At 56.3% G+C, this 15,792-nt stretch carries 13 protein-coding genes; 10 read left to right on the top strand and 3 right to left on the bottom strand.

The window, feature by feature from the left end; all coding sequences use genetic code 11:
- Positions 1-10: 10 nt before the first annotated feature.
- The 3 genes from A3GO_RS0108020 to A3GO_RS25295 form a co-directional block, all read right to left on the bottom strand.
- The gene (locus A3GO_RS0108020) at positions 11-3,118 is read right to left on the bottom strand and encodes an efflux RND transporter permease subunit (protein WP_029132963.1); all 3,108 of its coding nucleotides are present in this window, start codon (positions 3,116-3,118) and stop codon (positions 11-13) included.
- A complete protein-coding gene (locus tag A3GO_RS0108025) occupies positions 3,115-4,299 on the bottom strand; it encodes an efflux RND transporter periplasmic adaptor subunit (protein WP_029132964.1) in 1,185 nt (394 codons plus the stop codon). The genes A3GO_RS0108020 and A3GO_RS0108025 overlap by 4 nt, the downstream gene beginning before the upstream one ends.
- A gap of 101 nt (positions 4,300-4,400) precedes the next feature.
- On the bottom strand, positions 4,401-4,961 hold the full coding sequence (locus A3GO_RS25295) for an XRE family transcriptional regulator (protein ID WP_169720386.1): 561 nt from the start codon (positions 4,959-4,961) through the stop codon (positions 4,401-4,403).
- A gap of 172 nt (positions 4,962-5,133) precedes the next feature.
- Between A3GO_RS25295 and A3GO_RS0108035 the strand changes: the two genes are divergently transcribed.
- The 10 genes from A3GO_RS0108035 (at position 5,134) to A3GO_RS23095 (ending at position 15,766) form a co-directional block, all read left to right on the top strand.
- A complete protein-coding gene (locus A3GO_RS0108035; RefSeq protein WP_029132965.1) occupies positions 5,134-5,523 on the top strand; it encodes a class II SORL domain-containing protein in 390 nt (129 codons plus the stop codon).
- 92 nt (positions 5,524-5,615) lie between these two features.
- Positions 5,616-6,212 carry a peroxiredoxin gene (locus tag A3GO_RS0108040; RefSeq protein WP_029132966.1) on the top strand — a complete coding sequence of 199 codons (597 nt, stop codon included), beginning with the start codon at positions 5,616-5,618 and terminating at the stop codon, positions 6,210-6,212.
- Positions 6,213-6,495: 283 nt separating this feature from the next.
- On the top strand, positions 6,496-7,221 hold the full coding sequence (gene sfsA, locus A3GO_RS23090; RefSeq protein ID WP_037374944.1) for a DNA/RNA nuclease SfsA: 726 nt from the start codon (positions 6,496-6,498) through the stop codon (positions 7,219-7,221).
- Between the two features lie 253 nt (positions 7,222-7,474).
- The gene (ccoN, locus tag A3GO_RS0108050; RefSeq protein ID WP_029132967.1) at positions 7,475-8,914 is read left to right on the top strand and encodes a cytochrome-c oxidase, cbb3-type subunit I; all 1,440 of its coding nucleotides are present in this window, start codon (positions 7,475-7,477) and stop codon (positions 8,912-8,914) included.
- Positions 8,915-8,929: 15 nt separating this feature from the next.
- Complete coding sequence (ccoO, locus tag A3GO_RS0108055) at positions 8,930-9,622, top strand: cytochrome-c oxidase, cbb3-type subunit II (protein WP_029132968.1); 693 nt, start codon at positions 8,930-8,932, stop codon at positions 9,620-9,622.
- The gene (locus A3GO_RS0108060; RefSeq protein ID WP_029132969.1) at positions 9,615-9,827 is read left to right on the top strand and encodes a cbb3-type cytochrome c oxidase subunit 3; all 213 of its coding nucleotides are present in this window, start codon (positions 9,615-9,617) and stop codon (positions 9,825-9,827) included. The genes ccoO and A3GO_RS0108060 overlap by 8 nt, the downstream gene beginning before the upstream one ends.
- Entirely contained in the window at positions 9,802-10,659 is an 858-nt protein-coding gene (ccoP, locus tag A3GO_RS0108065; RefSeq protein WP_335340020.1) for a cytochrome-c oxidase, cbb3-type subunit III, read from the top strand. Before A3GO_RS0108060 ends, ccoP begins: the two co-directional genes overlap by 26 nt.
- A gap of 413 nt (positions 10,660-11,072) precedes the next feature.
- Positions 11,073-12,503, top strand: coding sequence for a cytochrome c oxidase accessory protein CcoG (ccoG, locus tag A3GO_RS0108075; protein ID WP_029132971.1), 1,431 nt, complete (start codon positions 11,073-11,075; stop codon positions 12,501-12,503).
- A gap of 94 nt (positions 12,504-12,597) precedes the next feature.
- The gene (locus A3GO_RS0108080) at positions 12,598-13,092 is read left to right on the top strand and encodes a FixH family protein (RefSeq protein ID WP_037374945.1); all 495 of its coding nucleotides are present in this window, start codon (positions 12,598-12,600) and stop codon (positions 13,090-13,092) included.
- Positions 13,093-13,282: 190 nt separating this feature from the next.
- Complete coding sequence (locus A3GO_RS23095) at positions 13,283-15,766, top strand: heavy metal translocating P-type ATPase (protein WP_037374946.1); 2,484 nt, start codon at positions 13,283-13,285, stop codon at positions 15,764-15,766.
- Positions 15,767-15,792: the final 26 nt, after the last annotated feature.

The raw sequence follows: 15,792 nt of genomic DNA on the forward strand, positions 1-15,792 counted from the left end.
GATGAGCGGGTTACGAGTTTTGTCCTGCAGTGCCTTCTGTTTTTTGTACGGCTGATTGGTGGTGGAAAATCGAGTAGACGGCGGGGATCAATACCAGGGTGATCAGGGTGGAGACGCTGAGCCCACCGATCACCGCCCGGGCCAGCGGTGCCTGGGCGTCGGCTCCTTCGCCGATGCCGAATGCCAGGGGCAGCAGTGCCAGGATGGTGGTCAGGGTGGTCATCAGTACCGGGCGCAGCCGGCGGCGTCCCGCCTCTGCCAGGGCGGTGTCGGTATCGAGCCCGGAGCGGCGTAGCTGTCCGGCCTGATCCACCAGCAGGATGGCGTTGTTGACCGCGATGCCGCCGAGCATGATACAGCCGATGGCTGACTGCAGATTCAGGGTGGTTTCGGTCAGAAACAGGGTTACCAGAACACCGATGGCCGCCAGCGGCACCGACAGCATCACCACCAGCGGATCACCCAGTGATTCATACTGGGATGCCAGCACCATGTAGACCAGCAGCAGCGCCAGCAGCAGCGAGACCAGCAGTTCACCGAAGGCCTTCTGCTGCTCTTCGAAATTGCCCGATATCAGCAGGTCATAGCCCATGGGGCGCGGGATCTGGTTGAGCCGGGTCTGAATATCCGCTGCTACCGAACCGAGGTCCCGGTCGGCCACGTTGGCGGTGACGGTAATCAGGCGCTGCTGATCCTTGCGCTCAATGGTGGCCGGACCCTCTCCCGGAGCACTATCCACCAGATTTCGCAGCACCACCATCTCGCCGCCAGGGGTACGCAGGGTCAGGTCAAGGATCTCATCCAGGGAACGTTTCTCCGCATCTTCCAGTTGCACCAGGATACGATAGGCGTTGCCCTCGACCCGGAACTCTCCCGCCTTGGAGCCGGCGACGGCGGTTTCGATCACCTCGGTCACGTCACGCACACTGAGTCCCAGATCGCTGATCTTGTCGCGTTTGACATGGATCTCCTGTTGCGGGATACCCGCCTCGCGACTCAGTTCAATGTCGGTAACACCGGTTACGTCGGCTATGGCGGTTGAGACCTGCTGTGCCAGCAGTACCAGTGTGTCAATGTCGTACCCGCGCACCTCGATGGTCACCCCTTCCACGCTCGCCAGCAGGCGCTCCAGCAGGAATTGTCCCTGAGGGGCGCGTACACGAATCTTCATGCCGGGAATCCGATTATCCAGCTTGCTGCGCAGGTCGTTGGCGATCTCCTGATTGGAACGGTTGCGCTGGGTGACCGGTAGCAGTGAGAGACTGATCTCACCGGTGGCCTTGGAACTGCCGCGGGAGCCGGAAGTCACCACGCTGACCACCGAAGAGACGCTTTCCGGCACCGCGCTATAGACGATCTCTTCCATCAGGCGGGTCTGCTGGTCAATCAGGTCCAGGCGGGTACCGACCTCCATCTCGCCGCTGATTCTGACCTCGCCTTCATCGCTGGGGGGCATGAACTCGGTGCCGATCAATGGCGCCAGGAACAGGCTGGCAGTGAAAATGATCAGGGCGGAGAGGATGGTGATAGAGCGCTGGTGAAGTACCGTCGTGAGCAGGGTGTGATAGCCGTTCTCCATTGTCTCGAAGCCGGCCCCGGCGCGGGCTGCCAGACGTGCCCGCCAACTGCTGCCGGTGGCCACGGGTTGCTGTTTGAGCAGGCGGGAGCCGAGCATCGGCACCAGGCTGAGGGAGACCAGCAGGGAACAGAACAGGGAGAACATGATGACGTAGGCGAGTTCCTTGAACAGTACCCCGGAGACACCCCGTAGGAAGATCAACGGCAGGAATATAACCAGGGTGGTGACTGTGCCGGCGATGACTGCCGAGGCGACCTCGCCGGTCCCCTTGACTGCGGCGGTGGCGGGGGACTCCCCGGTCTCCTGCTGGCGTCTGAAGATGTTCTCCAGCACTACGACGGAGCTGTCCACCATCATGCCCACTCCCAGCGCCAGGCCACCCAGGGTCATCAGGTTGAGAGTGAAGCCACCGAAGTAGAGCAGGCCGAACGTGGCCAGCATGGAGATCGGGATTGCCAGTGAAATGACCAGGGTGCTGCGCAGGTTGCGCAGGAAAAACAGCAGCACCAGCACCGCCAGTGAACCGCCGTACAGTACCGAGCGGGCCACGTTGGCGATGGCGCGCTCAATAAAATTGCCCTGATTGATCACCGGCGTGATGCGGATTTGGGGAAAGGCCTGGTTGACCTCCGCCACCTCGTCCAGCACCCGGCGTGCCACCTCCACGGTGTTGGCGCCGGACTGCTTGCGGATGGCGATGCGCACCCCTTGCTCGCCGTTGACCCGGATAATGCGGGTCAGTTTTTCATAAGTGTCGCGGATCTTGGCGATCTGTCCCAGGGTGATTACCGCGCCTTCGCGCTGACCCACGACGGTATTGCGAATCTGTTCCAGGTCGCTGAACTCGGCCGGGGCGCGCAGGGTGATCTGATAGCGGCCCTGTTCGAGCTTGCCGGCCGGAAGATCCAGATTGGCGTCCCGGATGGCTGACAGTATGTCATTCAGGGGCAGTCCCAGTGCATTCAGTTTGACCGGGTCCAGCTCTACCCGTACTTCACGATTGAAGCCCCCCCAGGGGTCCACTTGGGCCACGCCGGGAACCCGGGCGAAACGGTAGCGGATCTGCTGTTCGATAATCTGGGTCAGCTCCACCGGGTCCAGCTTGCTGGAGATACCGAGGATTACCACCGGATAGCTGTCCACGTCGAATTTACTCACCCGGGGACCGACAATATCGTCCGGCAGTTCACTGACCTCGTCCTCCAGGGTGGCCTGTACGTCAATAGCAGCGGTATCGATATCACTGCCCCAGCCGAAACTGACCCGTACCCGGCTGTTGCCCTCGTAAGAGGTGGAAGTCATCTCCTCCACACCCGGCACGGTGGCGACGATCTCCTCGACAATCTGGGTGACCAGCCGCTCCATGACAATCGGATCGGCCCCTTCGTACTCGGTACGGACGGTGAGGGTGGGTAGCTCGATGCTGGGCAGCAGATCGATCTGCAGACGGCTCAGGGCAACCGCACCCAGCACCACCACGATCAGCGCCAGCATGCTGGTGAAGACCGGGCGGCGTACGCTTGTGCGGGCCAGGTTCATGGACGGATTCCCGCCTGTTTCTCTGCGACACGGATGGCTGAGCCATCGTCCAGCAGTTGCTGACCCAGAACCACCACCCGCCCGGTGAGCGGTTCTCCCATGACCTGCACCCGGCTGCCTTGCTGTATACCCAGCGTCACCGGCCGCCAGTTGACTGTTTTGCCGTCAGCGGAGACGACAAATACACCGCTCCTGCCATCCCGGGTAATCAGCGCCTGTTCGGGTACGATGGTGGCGTCGTGCGCCTGTTCCAGGGTCACCGTGACGCGCACAAACATGCCCGGTTTGAGTCTCAGCAGGGGATTTTTTACCCGCAATTCCACCTGCGCCTGGCGGGTGCTTTCACGAAATACCGGGGCGATGCGAACCACGGTGCCGCCAAAGGATTCTCCGGGATAGGCGTCGGTGGTCAGGCTGGCATTCTGTCCCTGTTGCAGCAGGGCGTAATCCCGTTCCGTGACAAAGAACACCACGGTGATCGGGTTGAGTTCCACGATGCGCAGCAGCGGTGTATTGGCGCTGACGGTTTCGCCTTCATCGACATAACGCTCCGCTACCACCCGCTGTTCACTGTCGCCCCGCCAACTGGCGGTGACGGTGGTGTAACCGAGCCGGATACGAGCGCTCTCCAGTGCCGACTCGGCACGGGTAACCTGTGCCCGTGTCACCTCGACATGGGCCTGTTTTGCCAGTTGATCGGCCTTGGCGGCATCCCGTTGGGATTCGGAACTGACGCCGCGCTGACGCAATTTTTCAACCCGCTCCAGCTCCCGCTCGGCAATCTTCAGAAGGCTCTGCGCCTCGACCAGATTGGCCCGGGCCACGGCCAGCTCCGCCTCCACCTGCCGGACATCCTGCACATATTCATCGTTGTCCAGCCTGGCCACCACCTGGTCACGGGAGACGATGTCGGCCAGATCCGCATCCAGCTGTTCGATGCGGCCGCTGACCTTGGGGGCCACCACTATCTCGGCCTGTGCCTGGAGGGTGCCGGAAAACGTGCGTTGGCGCTCAATATCGCCCTGTTCAACGGTCACCACCTCAACCGGAATCGGTTGGGTGTTTTTTGCCTGCCGGTCCGATGCTTGCCCGGTCTCCGCCAGTCGTTGGTAGATAAACCAACCCGGTACGGTAAAAATAACCAGTAAAATCAGTATGAAAACCCCGGTTCTTTGTCGCATTTGGGCGTTGCACCAGCAGTATGTGAGATGTGAAATAGATATCCTTGGCAGAGTTTATCGGAAAACGGCTGACCAGCGGTTAAAACTTAATTGTTCTTCAGTCAGTGCTCATTCAGTTCCGGGACTTCGATAATCGTCACCATGCCCCTGGCGGCCATGTTACCGGTGTTGTGGTAGCTGTGATTGATGTTGCCCCGAAAATGGGCGCTGTCGCCCTCTGTCAGTGGTATCTGCTCTCCGGCCACTTCCAGGGTGAGTTCACCATCAAGAATATAGAGATACTCCTCGCTTCCCGGCGGGTGAGGTTTGCCGACATAGGTGGATGCGGGTGCCAGGGTAAATGTCTGCTGGCTGTAGGCCGGGTTGCCCAGGGGAGAGACGGTGGTTGCCCGATAGTTGCCGTCGCCCGACTCGCTCCGCCCCATGTTTTCACGGCGGATCACCTCCACCCGGTTATGCTGCTTCTCCAGCAGGTCATCGATGGTGCAGTTGAGTGCCACGGCGATCTTGTAGACGGCGGCCAGGCTCGGGTTCGATTCATCCTTCTCGATGGTCGCCAGGGTGGCGCGGGGAATACTGGCGCTGTCTGCCAACTGCTGCTGGGTGATTTTGCGCCTGGCGCGCATCTCCCGGATACGATTTCCGACCAGATTGGTGATCATGGAATAGACCTCATTGTCCATAAAGACAATATGAAAACATTTGTGTTGTTATTTTGTTTTTTTTATTGACAGAAGGCAAGTGGATTGTCAAAATAACAACATAATTGATGGTGAAAGAGATATTTCATCTGCCCATAGAAGCTAAAAAAGTGGACTCAAGAGGAAAAAATCCATGCCAGTAGTTAATCGTTATATCGACATTGATCAGGTAGAGAAGGAGGCGAAGAAGGACTATATTGATCGTCACTCGCCCTTCATTCACTGTGCCGATAGTGCCGTCAAGGGTGAACTGTTCAAGGTGACCGTTCGCATGGGCAACGAATACGCCCACCCGGATGATCACGACCACTATATCCGCTCGGTGCAGCTCTACAACGGCCAGACACTGTTGGCCGAAGCCAGCTTTCCGCCCGGTACCCTGGGTGGTGAAGGGGCCAAAGGCAATGCCGAGGTCACTTTCAATGTAGTACCTTCAGGCGGCAAACTGAAACTGAGCGCCATGGCCTACTGCACCAAGCATGGCCTGTGGGAGAGTAACCCGGTTGAAGTGACTATCGCCTGATCACCCGTTAATTATGTGCGGTACGCCGAGCGTGCTGCTCGTCAATTTATCCGCGATTTAAAAAAACCAACCAATATCTGGAGAAAGCTACAATGAGTGTACTCGTCGCAAAACAAGCCCCTGACTTTACCGCCCAGGCCGTGATGCCGGACAACTCCTTTGCGGACCTCACCCTGTCCAGTTACCAGGGCAAGTACGTGGTGTTGTTCTTCTACCCGCTGGACTTCACCTTTGTCTGCCCGTCCGAGCTGATTGCCTTCAACCATCGGCTGGAGGAGTTCAAGAAACGTAATGTTGAGGTGATCGGTGTCTCCATCGATTCCCACTTCTCCCATCTGGCGTGGAAGAATACCCCGGTCAACAACGGCGGGATCGGCAATGTCCAGTATCCACTGGTGGCAGATATCTCCAAGGAGATCACCAACGCTTACGATCTGAATACTGGGCCAGGTATTGCCCTGCGTGGTTCGTTCCTGATTGACAGGGAGGGTGTGGTGCAGCACCAGGTGGTCAATAATCTGCCGCTGGGCCGCAACATTGATGAAATGCTGCGGATGGTGGATGCCCTGCAGTTCACTGAAGAGCATGGTGAGGTGTGTCCGGCAGGCTGGAAGCAGGGTGAAGCCGGTATGAAGGGTTCCACCGAAGGCGTGGCGGAGTATCTGGCTGAGCATGCCGAGACGCTGTAACCGATGTGGGCTATGCCAATAGCCAGAAGCGAGGAACGTCGCTTCTGTAGGGGCGGCAAAAGCCGCTCCTACGGGGCGATGCTCCAAGCCAAATTAATATCATTAAACAATAGGGCAGAGCTGTGGTACTGCGCCTCTTGGTGGAGATGCTCGCAAGGCTTCCTTTCCCTATGGTCACGTCGAGCCCCCTCCAGGCGATGAATAAATCGCTGCAGATCCGAAACGGAGAGCTGATGATGTTTCCACCATCAAATTACCGGGCAAATTCCAGCGAGAGTGGGCAATGAAGCTTCCCGACCTGCTGGAGGGTCGACTGATCAGGCGCTACAAGCGCTTTCTGGCCGATGTGCGGCTTACTGACGGTTCCGAGGTGATCGCACACTGTCCCAATACCGGCTCGATGAAAAATTGCGCCGAGCCAGGCAGCCGGGTCTGGTTACAGGATGTCAACTCCCCGAAACGCAAGTTGAGATACCGCTGGGAACTGGTAGAGGTCGAGGGTCGCTATCTGGCTTGTATCAACACCGCCCGGGCCAATGATCTGGTCCGGGAGGCCATCATTGCGGAGCGCATTGAAGCACTCAATGGCTACTCCACGATTCAGAGCGAACGCCCCTACGGTAATGAGGGGAGTCGCATCGATCTGCTGCTGACCGAGCCTGGCTTGCCGGACTGTTTTGTCGAGGTGAAGAATGTGACGTTGCGAATTGGCGACGGTCTCGGCACTTTTCCGGATGCCGTTACCGACCGGGGACGGAAACATCTCCGGGAATTGACGGCTGTGGTGAAGGGAGGGGGCAGGGGGGTGCTGTTTTTTAATGTGGCCCATAGCGGTATTCAGCGGGTTGAACCGGCCTGGGATATCGACCCGGCCTATGCCGAAGCCCTGGTGGAGGAGGTGGAGGCCGGTGTGGAGGTGCTGGCGTATCAAGTCGAGTTCGCTCCCGGACAACTGAACCTGAGGCATTTATTGCCTTTTCGGCCAGGAACGCCGTTTTTATGTACATAACCAGGATTTAATATCATGCTGAAATAATATGCTGTTTGATTGATATAGGTCATTTCCCGTATATGGTCTATAAATGTGTTTTTAAACAGTAACTTAGAGCTTGCAAAATACTGATAAAGCGCAGATTGGAGCTTGACAAATATCACAGGTGGGTGTCTCATAGCCCCAATTTTTGCAAATAACCAGATGAATTGTCTGGTTTGAATATCAGAATCTGGTAATTCTTTTTTAACTTTGTAAATAAGGGGGGTTCATGGACGCCGTAGCTGAACAGAAGTACGACCTGGGTGTTGTACGCTGGTTCACCGTCATGGCTGCAGTCTACTTGTTGGTAGGCGCTCTCGTCGGGGTATATATCGCCTCGGAGTTGGCTTGGCCGGTGCTGAATTTTGATCTGCCGTACATCACCTTCGGACGTTTGCGTCCGTTGCATACCAACGCAGTGATTTTTGCCTTTGGCGGCTGCATCCTCATGGCCACGGCCTTCTATTCGGTACAACGCACCTGCGGTGTCCGTCTATGGAGCAACAAGCTGGCCTGGTTCACCTTCATCGGCTGGAACCTGATTATTCTTTCCGCCGTGATCACCCTGCCGCTGGGCATCACCCAGAGTAAGGAGTATGCCGAGCTGGAGTGGCCGATTGATATCGCCATTGCGGTGGTGTGGCTCTCCTACACCATTAACTTCATCATGACCATCGCGAATCGCAAGAGCTCGCACATCTATGTGTCGAACTGGTTCTTCCTCGGCATGATGATCATGATCACTTACCTGCATGTGGTTAACAGCCTGGCCATTCCGGTCGGCATGTTCAAGTCCTACTCCATATTCTCGGGTGTGCAGGACGCCATGATCCAGTGGTGGTGGGGACATAACGCGGTCGGCTTCTATCTGACCGCCGGTTTCCTCGGCATTATGTATTACTTCGTTCCAAAGCAGGCAGGGCGTCCCGTTTACTCCTATCGCCTGTCGGTCATCCACTTCTGGGCGCTGATGTTCGGTTATGTCTGGCTGGGTGCGCATCACCTGCAGTATACCGCGCTGCCTGACTGGACCGGTTCACTGGGCGCGGCCATCTCCCTGGCCATGATCATCCCCTCCTGGGGCGGCGCGGTGAACGGCATGATGACCCTCTCGGGTGCCTGGGACAAACTGCGTACCGACTATGTGCTCCGCTTCCTGATCATGTCCCTGGCCTTCTACGCCATGTCCACCTTTGAAGGGCCGGTGATGTCGATCAAGACGGTTAACGCACTCTCTCACTACACCGACTGGACGGTTGGTCACGTACACTCCGGTGCATTGGGCTGGGTGGCAATGGTGGGTATTGGTGCCATTTACCATCTGATGGTCAATGTATTCCATGTGCAGATGTGGTCAACCAAGCTGATCAATGCCCACTTCTGGACTGCAACCATTGGTACGGTGATCTATATCGTCGCCATGTGGGTATCGGGCATCATGCAGGGTCTGATGTGGCGTGCCTACGATGAGTACGGCACCCTGGCTTACACCTTCGCTGAGTCTGTTGAGTCAATGCATCCCTACTATGCGATGCGCGCCATTGGCGGCATGGTCTTCCTGACAGGTGCGGCAATTATGGTGTTCAACGTCATTATGACCGTACTACAGGCCAATGCCCGGGGCACAGTGCAACAGGCGCGCTCCGCAACCGTTGCAGCGTCTGCCTAAGGGGAGTATTGAAAAATGGCTATGCAAGAAAAACTTGAAAAAAATATCTGGGCATTGGTGATCGTTACCGGATTGGTGCTCAGTGTGGGGGGTATTGTTGAGATCGTGCCGCTGTTTTATCTGGACAGCACCATGGAGCACAACAAGCATCCCGAGATTGTCTGGCAGCGTAAGGCTCAACAGGCGCTGTCCGATCACCAGCCGGGAGATGGCATGCGTCCCTATACAGCGCTTGAGCTGGCAGGTCGTGATGTCTATATCCGTGAAGGCTGCTATCTCTGTCACTCCCAGATGGTCCGCCCGTTCCGTGATGAGAAAGAGCGCTATGGCCACTACTCGCTGGCTTCCGAGTCGATGTACGACCACCCCTTCCAGTGGGGGTCAAAGCGTACCGGCCCGGATATTGCCAGACTGGGTGGCAAGTACTCCGACGACTGGCACCGTAAACATCTGCGCGCACCCCGTTCAGTAGTACCCGAGTCGGTCATGCCCAATTATCCCTGGCTGCAGCATGCCGAACTGGATGGTGAAACCATGCAGTCCCATATGCGCGGTATGCAGCGACTCGGTGTTCCTTACACAGAAGCCGATATCGACGCGGCCCCGGAGCTGTTGAAGGGCAAGAACGAAGAGGATGCGGTAGTCGCGTTCCTGCAGGTGCTGGGCACCATGGTCAAGCTGGACGAAAGCAAGGTCTATCGTGAATAGTTTAAAAGACTATTTTTCGACCGATTTACAGGCGATGACCACCAACGATTGGGTGGGCACCATCCTCACCGTGGTCATCTTTCTGTTAATGCTTGGTCTGTATGTTTATGTCTTGCGTCCAAAAAAACGGGAGCACTTCGAAAAACAGAAGCATATCCCGATGGACGATGAACAGATAAATGACGGAGATAAAAATGGCGGATAACAATCCATTTCCGGGTGAAAACAATACCGGACATATTTGGGACGATAATCTGCGGGAACTCGATAATCCGGCGCCCCGCTGGTGGATGATCGCCTTCTGGGCATCCATTCTCTGGGTGATCGGTTATGCGATTCTCTATCCCATGATTCCCGGGCTCAGCGGTTACACCAAGGGCATCATGGGCTGGACCCAGATGGGCGAATACAAGGAAGGCCTTGATGAGGTTCAGATGGTTCGCGCGGAGTTCGAGACCAAACTGCAGGGGATGACGGCCAAGGAGATTCTGGCGGATGAGGGTCTATCCAGTTACACCGTCGCCTCGGCCAAGGTGCTGTTTGGTGACAACTGTGCAGCCTGTCATGGATCCAATGGTCAGGGTGGTCCCGGTTATCCGGTACTCGCTGATGACAACTGGATATACGGCGGTGCGGTGGAAACCATTGAGCAATCCATTACCAATGGCCGCATGGGTATCATGCCGGCCCAGGCAAATCTGCTGACCGATGAGGAGTTGGATAAACTGGCTGCTGCAGTGATGTCTGGAAACCCGGCGGCGGAACCCCTGTTCATGGAGAAGGCGTGTTTTGCCTGCCATGGCCCTGATGGCAAAGGTATGCAGGCACTGGGATCAGCTAACCTGACTGACGCGATTTGGCGCTTCAATGAGGCGGATCAACTGGCCAGTGTCAAACAGACCATCAAGCACGGTGTCAACGACACGTCCGACCCCCTGACCCGGGAGGCGGTTATGCCCAAGTTTGGAGATCGTCTGTCAAAAGATGAGATCAAAAAGCTGGCCGTATATGTGTATAAATTCGGTGGTGGCCAGTAAGCACGTGTTTTAATCCTTGCTGCATGGAGATTCAATCTCCATGCGGCAAAAACATTCAGGTTGTCTGTATCTGGGGAGGTATACGATGAATGTAGATGCTGTCGCTGTAGCGTCCTTTGTGGCAATCGCAATTTGCGTAGTAATTGTTGGTTATCTTGGCTTCAAGGTGAAGGGGCTAATCAGTAAGGATGCAAAGGCCCACAAGGACTAAAACCCTCGTTGACATAGGCGTATGAAAAAGGGGGGTGAACCCCCTTTTTTAATGGTGATATAATGCAGGTTAGTTATTGACAAATCGCATTTTTTTCAGCCCGCCCTTTCAGTAAACTGGTGCCCGGTACGTTGAGATTCATAACGGCATATTTATCCCCCATGAGTGCCAGTCTACAGCTGTTATTAGAGGAGTGATTTCGTTGAGCGTCAATCCACAATCAAAGCACGATGCGGTAGTCGATGAATTGTATGCGGAGGCGGGTCACTGGAAGATCAATACAGGTGAAGAGAAGATTCACGCCAAGCGCATTCCGGGGAAATGGCGCATCTGGAAGTGGCTGGCCAGCCTGGTCTGGCTGCCGTTCTTTCTGGTGCCGTATCTGCGTTGGGATGACCGCCAGGCAATCCTGTTCGATATTCCAAACCGCCAGTTCCATCTGCTAGGCGTCACTATCCTGCCGCAGGATTTCTGGATGCTCTCCCTGCTGCTGCTTTTCTTTGCCATCCTGCTGGCGGTGGTGACGGCCCTGGCCGGGCGGGTGTGGTGCGGATTTTTCTGTTTCCAGACGGTCTGGACCGATATCTTCACCTGGTTTGAAGAGAAACTGGAGGGCTCACCGCAAAAACGCAAGAAACTGGATCAGGGCCCGCTTACTTTCACCAAGGTGCGGGTCAAGGCGACCAAGCATCTGATATGGATCGTCATCTCCGCCCTGACCGGAATTTCGTTTGTTGCCTGGTTTATGGATGCCTATCAGCTCTGGGCTGACCTGGTTTCCTTCAATCTCGGCATTACGGCGGTTGTTACCATTCTCCTTTTCATTGGTGGCACCTATGGACTTGCTGGATATCTGCGGGAACAGACCTGCTTCTGGCTCTGTCCCTACGCCCGTATTCAGGGTGTGATGGTGGATAACACAACGGCTGTTCCTACCTATGACTTTCATCGTGGAGAGCCACGTGGGCGGGTGAAGAAAGGGTCCAGCGAGGCACAACGGACGACCGGCGACTGTGTCGACTGTAACCAGTGCGTGGCGGTCTGTCCCACTGGAGTGGACATCCGGCATGGTCAGCAGGAGGGTTGTATTACCTGCGCCCTCTGTATTGATGCCTGTGATGCGGTGATGGAGAAGCTGGACCGACCCAAAGGTCTTATCCGCTATGAGTCGCTGGATGTGCTTAACGGCAAAGAAGAACGGCCGCTACTCAAGCGTCCGCGAGTCTGGGTCTACAGCTTGGTGCTGCTGTTGTCAGTAATCGGTATCGGTTACGGCATGGCGACGTTGGATGCCATTGAAATCAAGGTAATACATTCCAGGCAACCGCTCTATGTATTGCAAAGTGATGGCTCTATCCAGAACAAATACACCATCAAGGTGCTCAATAAACTGACTGAAGATTTACAGGTGACGATTAGTGCACCGGATATCGAGGGTCTGGTGCTGGTAGGTGCGGAGGATCCCGTGACGGCACGTAAAGGGATGGTGACACCCCGCACCCTGTTTGTGCGCATCCCGCGTGACAAGCTGAAAGTTGAATCACAGCCACTGGTATTTTACGCGGAGACGACTGATAGCAGCGGTAAACGGTTGAGTAGTAAGCGTGAGAGTGTGTTCATCGGTCCGAAGTAGGGTCGAGACGATAATTTTCGAAGAAAGCAATTAACAGACAGCCTCCCGATAGTCTATTTACCGGGCGCTGCAGCAAGAGGTTCACGTGACTGAGATGACCGATAAACAATCTCCCTGGCGAAACCCCTGGGTACAGGGATGGATCGGTTTGCTGGTGGTGTTTATTGCCGCCAACATAGTGATGATCTATCTGGCCGTCAGCCACAGTCCGGGATTGGTCGTGGATGACTATTATGAGCGTGGTCAGGACTATGAAAAGAACATGCTTAAACGTCAGGCTAAAAATCCTGGTTGGCAGATGAAGGTGATTGCTCCTGAACGCGTGGATGTCGCCATGCCGGCCCGTTACGGGGTGCGCATTGTCGGTAAGGATGGTTATCCGGTGTCGCCCGATTCGGTCACTTTTTACGCTTACCGTCCCGCCAATGCCAAACTGGACTTCTCCGTACCCATGGAGGCCACCGATTCCGGTATTTATGAAGCCGATATCAGCTTCCCCAGTCTGGGCGTGTGGGATATCCTTATCAGCGCAAAGCATGGGGATGATGAATATAATCTGTCACACAGGGTCAGCGCGGGCGTCAATTAAGTCAGTTACCGCTGGATGGTCTGGTCACACCAGTCGTCCAGCAGGACCACCGTCCAGTGTTATCCTATTCTCCCTGCCGGACCGCAATGTCCGGCTTATTCATTTTTAGTTGAAAAATTGCTGTCCTCTATCCGATGCTTTTTGGTTCGGTAGATGGGATGGTAACGTAGCGGGAGGAGAGTGGTCTCGGGTGGTTTCAGAAAGTCAGAAACAGTGTTTTCACTGCACACTGCCGGTGTCGCCAGACAATGAAGTGGTGTCGGCGATTAAAGGCGAATCTTGCAGCTTCTGCTGTATCGGCTGCAAATCGGTCTGTGAAGCGATCTATGCCGCCGGTCTTGACGGCTTTTATCGGCGCATGTACGACGGTACGGCTCTGGCACCACCACCTGAGCTCCCCAGGGAACTTGCACTGTATGACCTGGATGAAGTGCAGGAGGAGTTTGTTGATACCCTCGGAGAGACCCGGGAGATCCATCTGCTGGTGGAGGGCATCCACTGTGCCGCCTGTGTCTGGCTGATCGAACACTCACTATTGGGCCTCGCGGGCGTCAAGCAGGCGCGGGTCAATCTCTCCGGACGGCGGCTGCATGTGGTCTGGGACAACAGTCGCTTGAAACTATCCGATATTATCCGCCGGCTGGGGCGGATCGGTTACGCCGCAGTGCCCTACGATCCCGATGCGGCAGAGGATCGTCTGAAGCGAGAGAACCGGCACCTGCTTTATCGTATGGGGTTTGCCGGATTCACCATGATGAATCTGCTCTGGATCTCCATCGCGCTCTATAGCGGGGCTGATAAGGGTGAATTTCGAACGCTGTTTCAGTGGGTCGGTTTCGCCCTGGCGACGCCGACCCTGCTCTATTCGGGTTACCCGTTTTTTAAAGGGGCATGGTCGGGTATCCGGCATCTCCACCTGGGTATGGATGTGCCGATTGGGATCGGCGCCGGTATCACCTACCTCTACTCGATCTATGTGATGCTGAGTGGATCGGTCACCGGCGAGGTTTACTACGACACGGTGGTCAATTTCATTTTTGTTATCCTGGTTGGACGCTATCTGGAGGCTATATCCAAACGTCAGGCGGTGGCTTCCACCCAGCGTCTGCTGGACCTGCAGCCGCGAGTGGCCACGCTGTTGTCGGATACTGGAGAGAAGGTGGTACCGATTCGTTCGATCAAGCAGGGAGACCGGGTGCTGATCAGGCCCGGAGAGCGAATTCCGACGGACGGTGTGGTACTGGAGGGCCAAAGCGCGGTTGATGAGGCGATGTTGACCGGCGAGTCTGTCCCGGTGCGGAAATCGCCGCAGATGACCGTCTCGGCCGGCACGATCAATGGACATGGTGCGTTGCAGGTTGAAGTGACCGGGCTGCTGAAAGACAGCGCGCTTGGAAGAATCATCCGCCTGGTAGAGGAGGCGCAGGCGAGCAAGGCGCCAATCCAGTGCGTGGCGGACCGGATCGTGCCCTGGTTTGTTGCCATTACCATCGGTCTGGCAACGGCCACTTTCTTCTGGTGGCTGAATAGCGACTTCGAGACCGCTTTGATGGCGGCGACGGCCGTGCTGATCATTACCTGCCCCTGTGCCTTTGGCCTGGCCACACCCATGTCCATTGCCGTGGCCACCGGCCTGGGTGCACGCCACGGTATCCTGATCAGAAACGGTGATGTACTGGAACGATTTTCATCCATTGATCATTTTGTGTTTGATAAAACGGGCACCCTGACCGAAGGGGCGATGCGGGTTACCGTGATCCAGACCGGAAGTTCGCAATGGAGTCCCGGTGACCCGGTCAACGACGAGATCCGGGAACTGCTGGGAAAACTGCTGGCGGTTGAGCAGTTTTCCGAGCATCCGGTGGCTGCGGCCCTGACAGCCTGTGCCGAGTCAGCCGGCTGGAAGCGGCAGCAGTTGCAGGTAAAAGAGTTTGTTAATCGACCCGGCCAGGGTGTCTCGGCCATTGTGGAAGGTGTGGTTGTGGTGATTGGCAATGCCGCATGGATGCGGACCAACGGTGTCGCGGCCGAGCCGGCTTTCCAGGCGCTGGCCGCGCACCTGGATCAGACCGGTACCGGTTCACTGTACTGCGCGGTGAACGGTATTGAGTATGCCCTGATGGGTGTGGAAGATCCGCTGAGAAGGGATGCGGCCGGCCTGGTGGCGGATCTCAAGGCTGCGGGTATGCAGCTGACCATGCTCAGCGGTGACCGCCAGCGGACCGCCGAGGCGATTGCCGCCCGCCTGGGCGGCATGCCGGTGATTGCCGAGGTGCTCCCGGAGCAAAAGGATCAGGTGATTGACAGTCTGCAAAAGAATGAGCACCGGGTGGCGATGGTGGGCGACGGGGTGAATGATGCTCCGGCGCTGGTGCGGGCGGATGTGGGGATTGCGCTGGGTTCGGGGACCGATGTTTCGATTGCCAGCGCCGATATCGTGCTGATGAGCAGTGAACTGGATAAGGTACGACTGGCTTCGGCGCTCTCCCGGCGAACCTTGCGTACCATCCGCCAGAATATCGGTATCTCGATAGCGTATAATTTGATCATGGTGCCGCTGGCAATGTCGGCGTTTGTGACGCCACTGGTTGCAGCAATCTCAATGCCAATCAGTTCACTGCTGGTGATCGGTAACGCAGCGCGCATTCGCACTCTGTTCAAAGGCGGGCAATAATGAGCGACTATGTGGAAATTGGAGTA

Source organism: Sedimenticola selenatireducens DSM 17993, assembly GCF_000428045.1.
GTDB lineage: Bacteria > Pseudomonadota > Gammaproteobacteria > Chromatiales > Chromatiaceae > Sedimenticola > Sedimenticola selenatireducens.

What these genes read in the sequence shown, in the direction of transcription:
- A3GO_RS0108020 (WP_029132963.1), bottom strand. Translation starts at nt 3,118, where the DNA reads ATGAACCTGGCCCGCACAAGCGTACGCCGCCCGGTCTTCACCAGCATG.
- A3GO_RS0108025 (WP_029132964.1), bottom strand. Translation starts at nt 4,299, where the DNA reads ATGCGACAAAGAACCGGGGTTTTCATACTGATTTTACTGGTTATTTTT.
- A3GO_RS25295 (WP_169720386.1), bottom strand. Translation starts at nt 4,961, where the DNA reads ATGATCACCAATCTGGTCGGAAATCGTATCCGGGAGATGCGCGCCAGG.
- A3GO_RS0108035 (WP_029132965.1), top strand. Translation starts at nt 5,134, where the DNA reads ATGCCAGTAGTTAATCGTTATATCGACATTGATCAGGTAGAGAAGGAG.
- A3GO_RS0108040 (WP_029132966.1), top strand. Translation starts at nt 5,616, where the DNA reads ATGAGTGTACTCGTCGCAAAACAAGCCCCTGACTTTACCGCCCAGGCC.
- sfsA (WP_037374944.1), top strand. Translation starts at nt 6,496, where the DNA reads ATGAAGCTTCCCGACCTGCTGGAGGGTCGACTGATCAGGCGCTACAAG.
- ccoN (WP_029132967.1), top strand. Translation starts at nt 7,475, where the DNA reads ATGGACGCCGTAGCTGAACAGAAGTACGACCTGGGTGTTGTACGCTGG.
- ccoO (WP_029132968.1), top strand. Translation starts at nt 8,930, where the DNA reads ATGGCTATGCAAGAAAAACTTGAAAAAAATATCTGGGCATTGGTGATC.
- ccoP (WP_335340020.1), top strand. Translation starts at nt 9,802, where the DNA reads ATGACGGAGATAAAAATGGCGGATAACAATCCATTTCCGGGTGAAAAC.
- A3GO_RS0108080 (WP_037374945.1), top strand. Translation starts at nt 12,598, where the DNA reads ATGACCGATAAACAATCTCCCTGGCGAAACCCCTGGGTACAGGGATGG.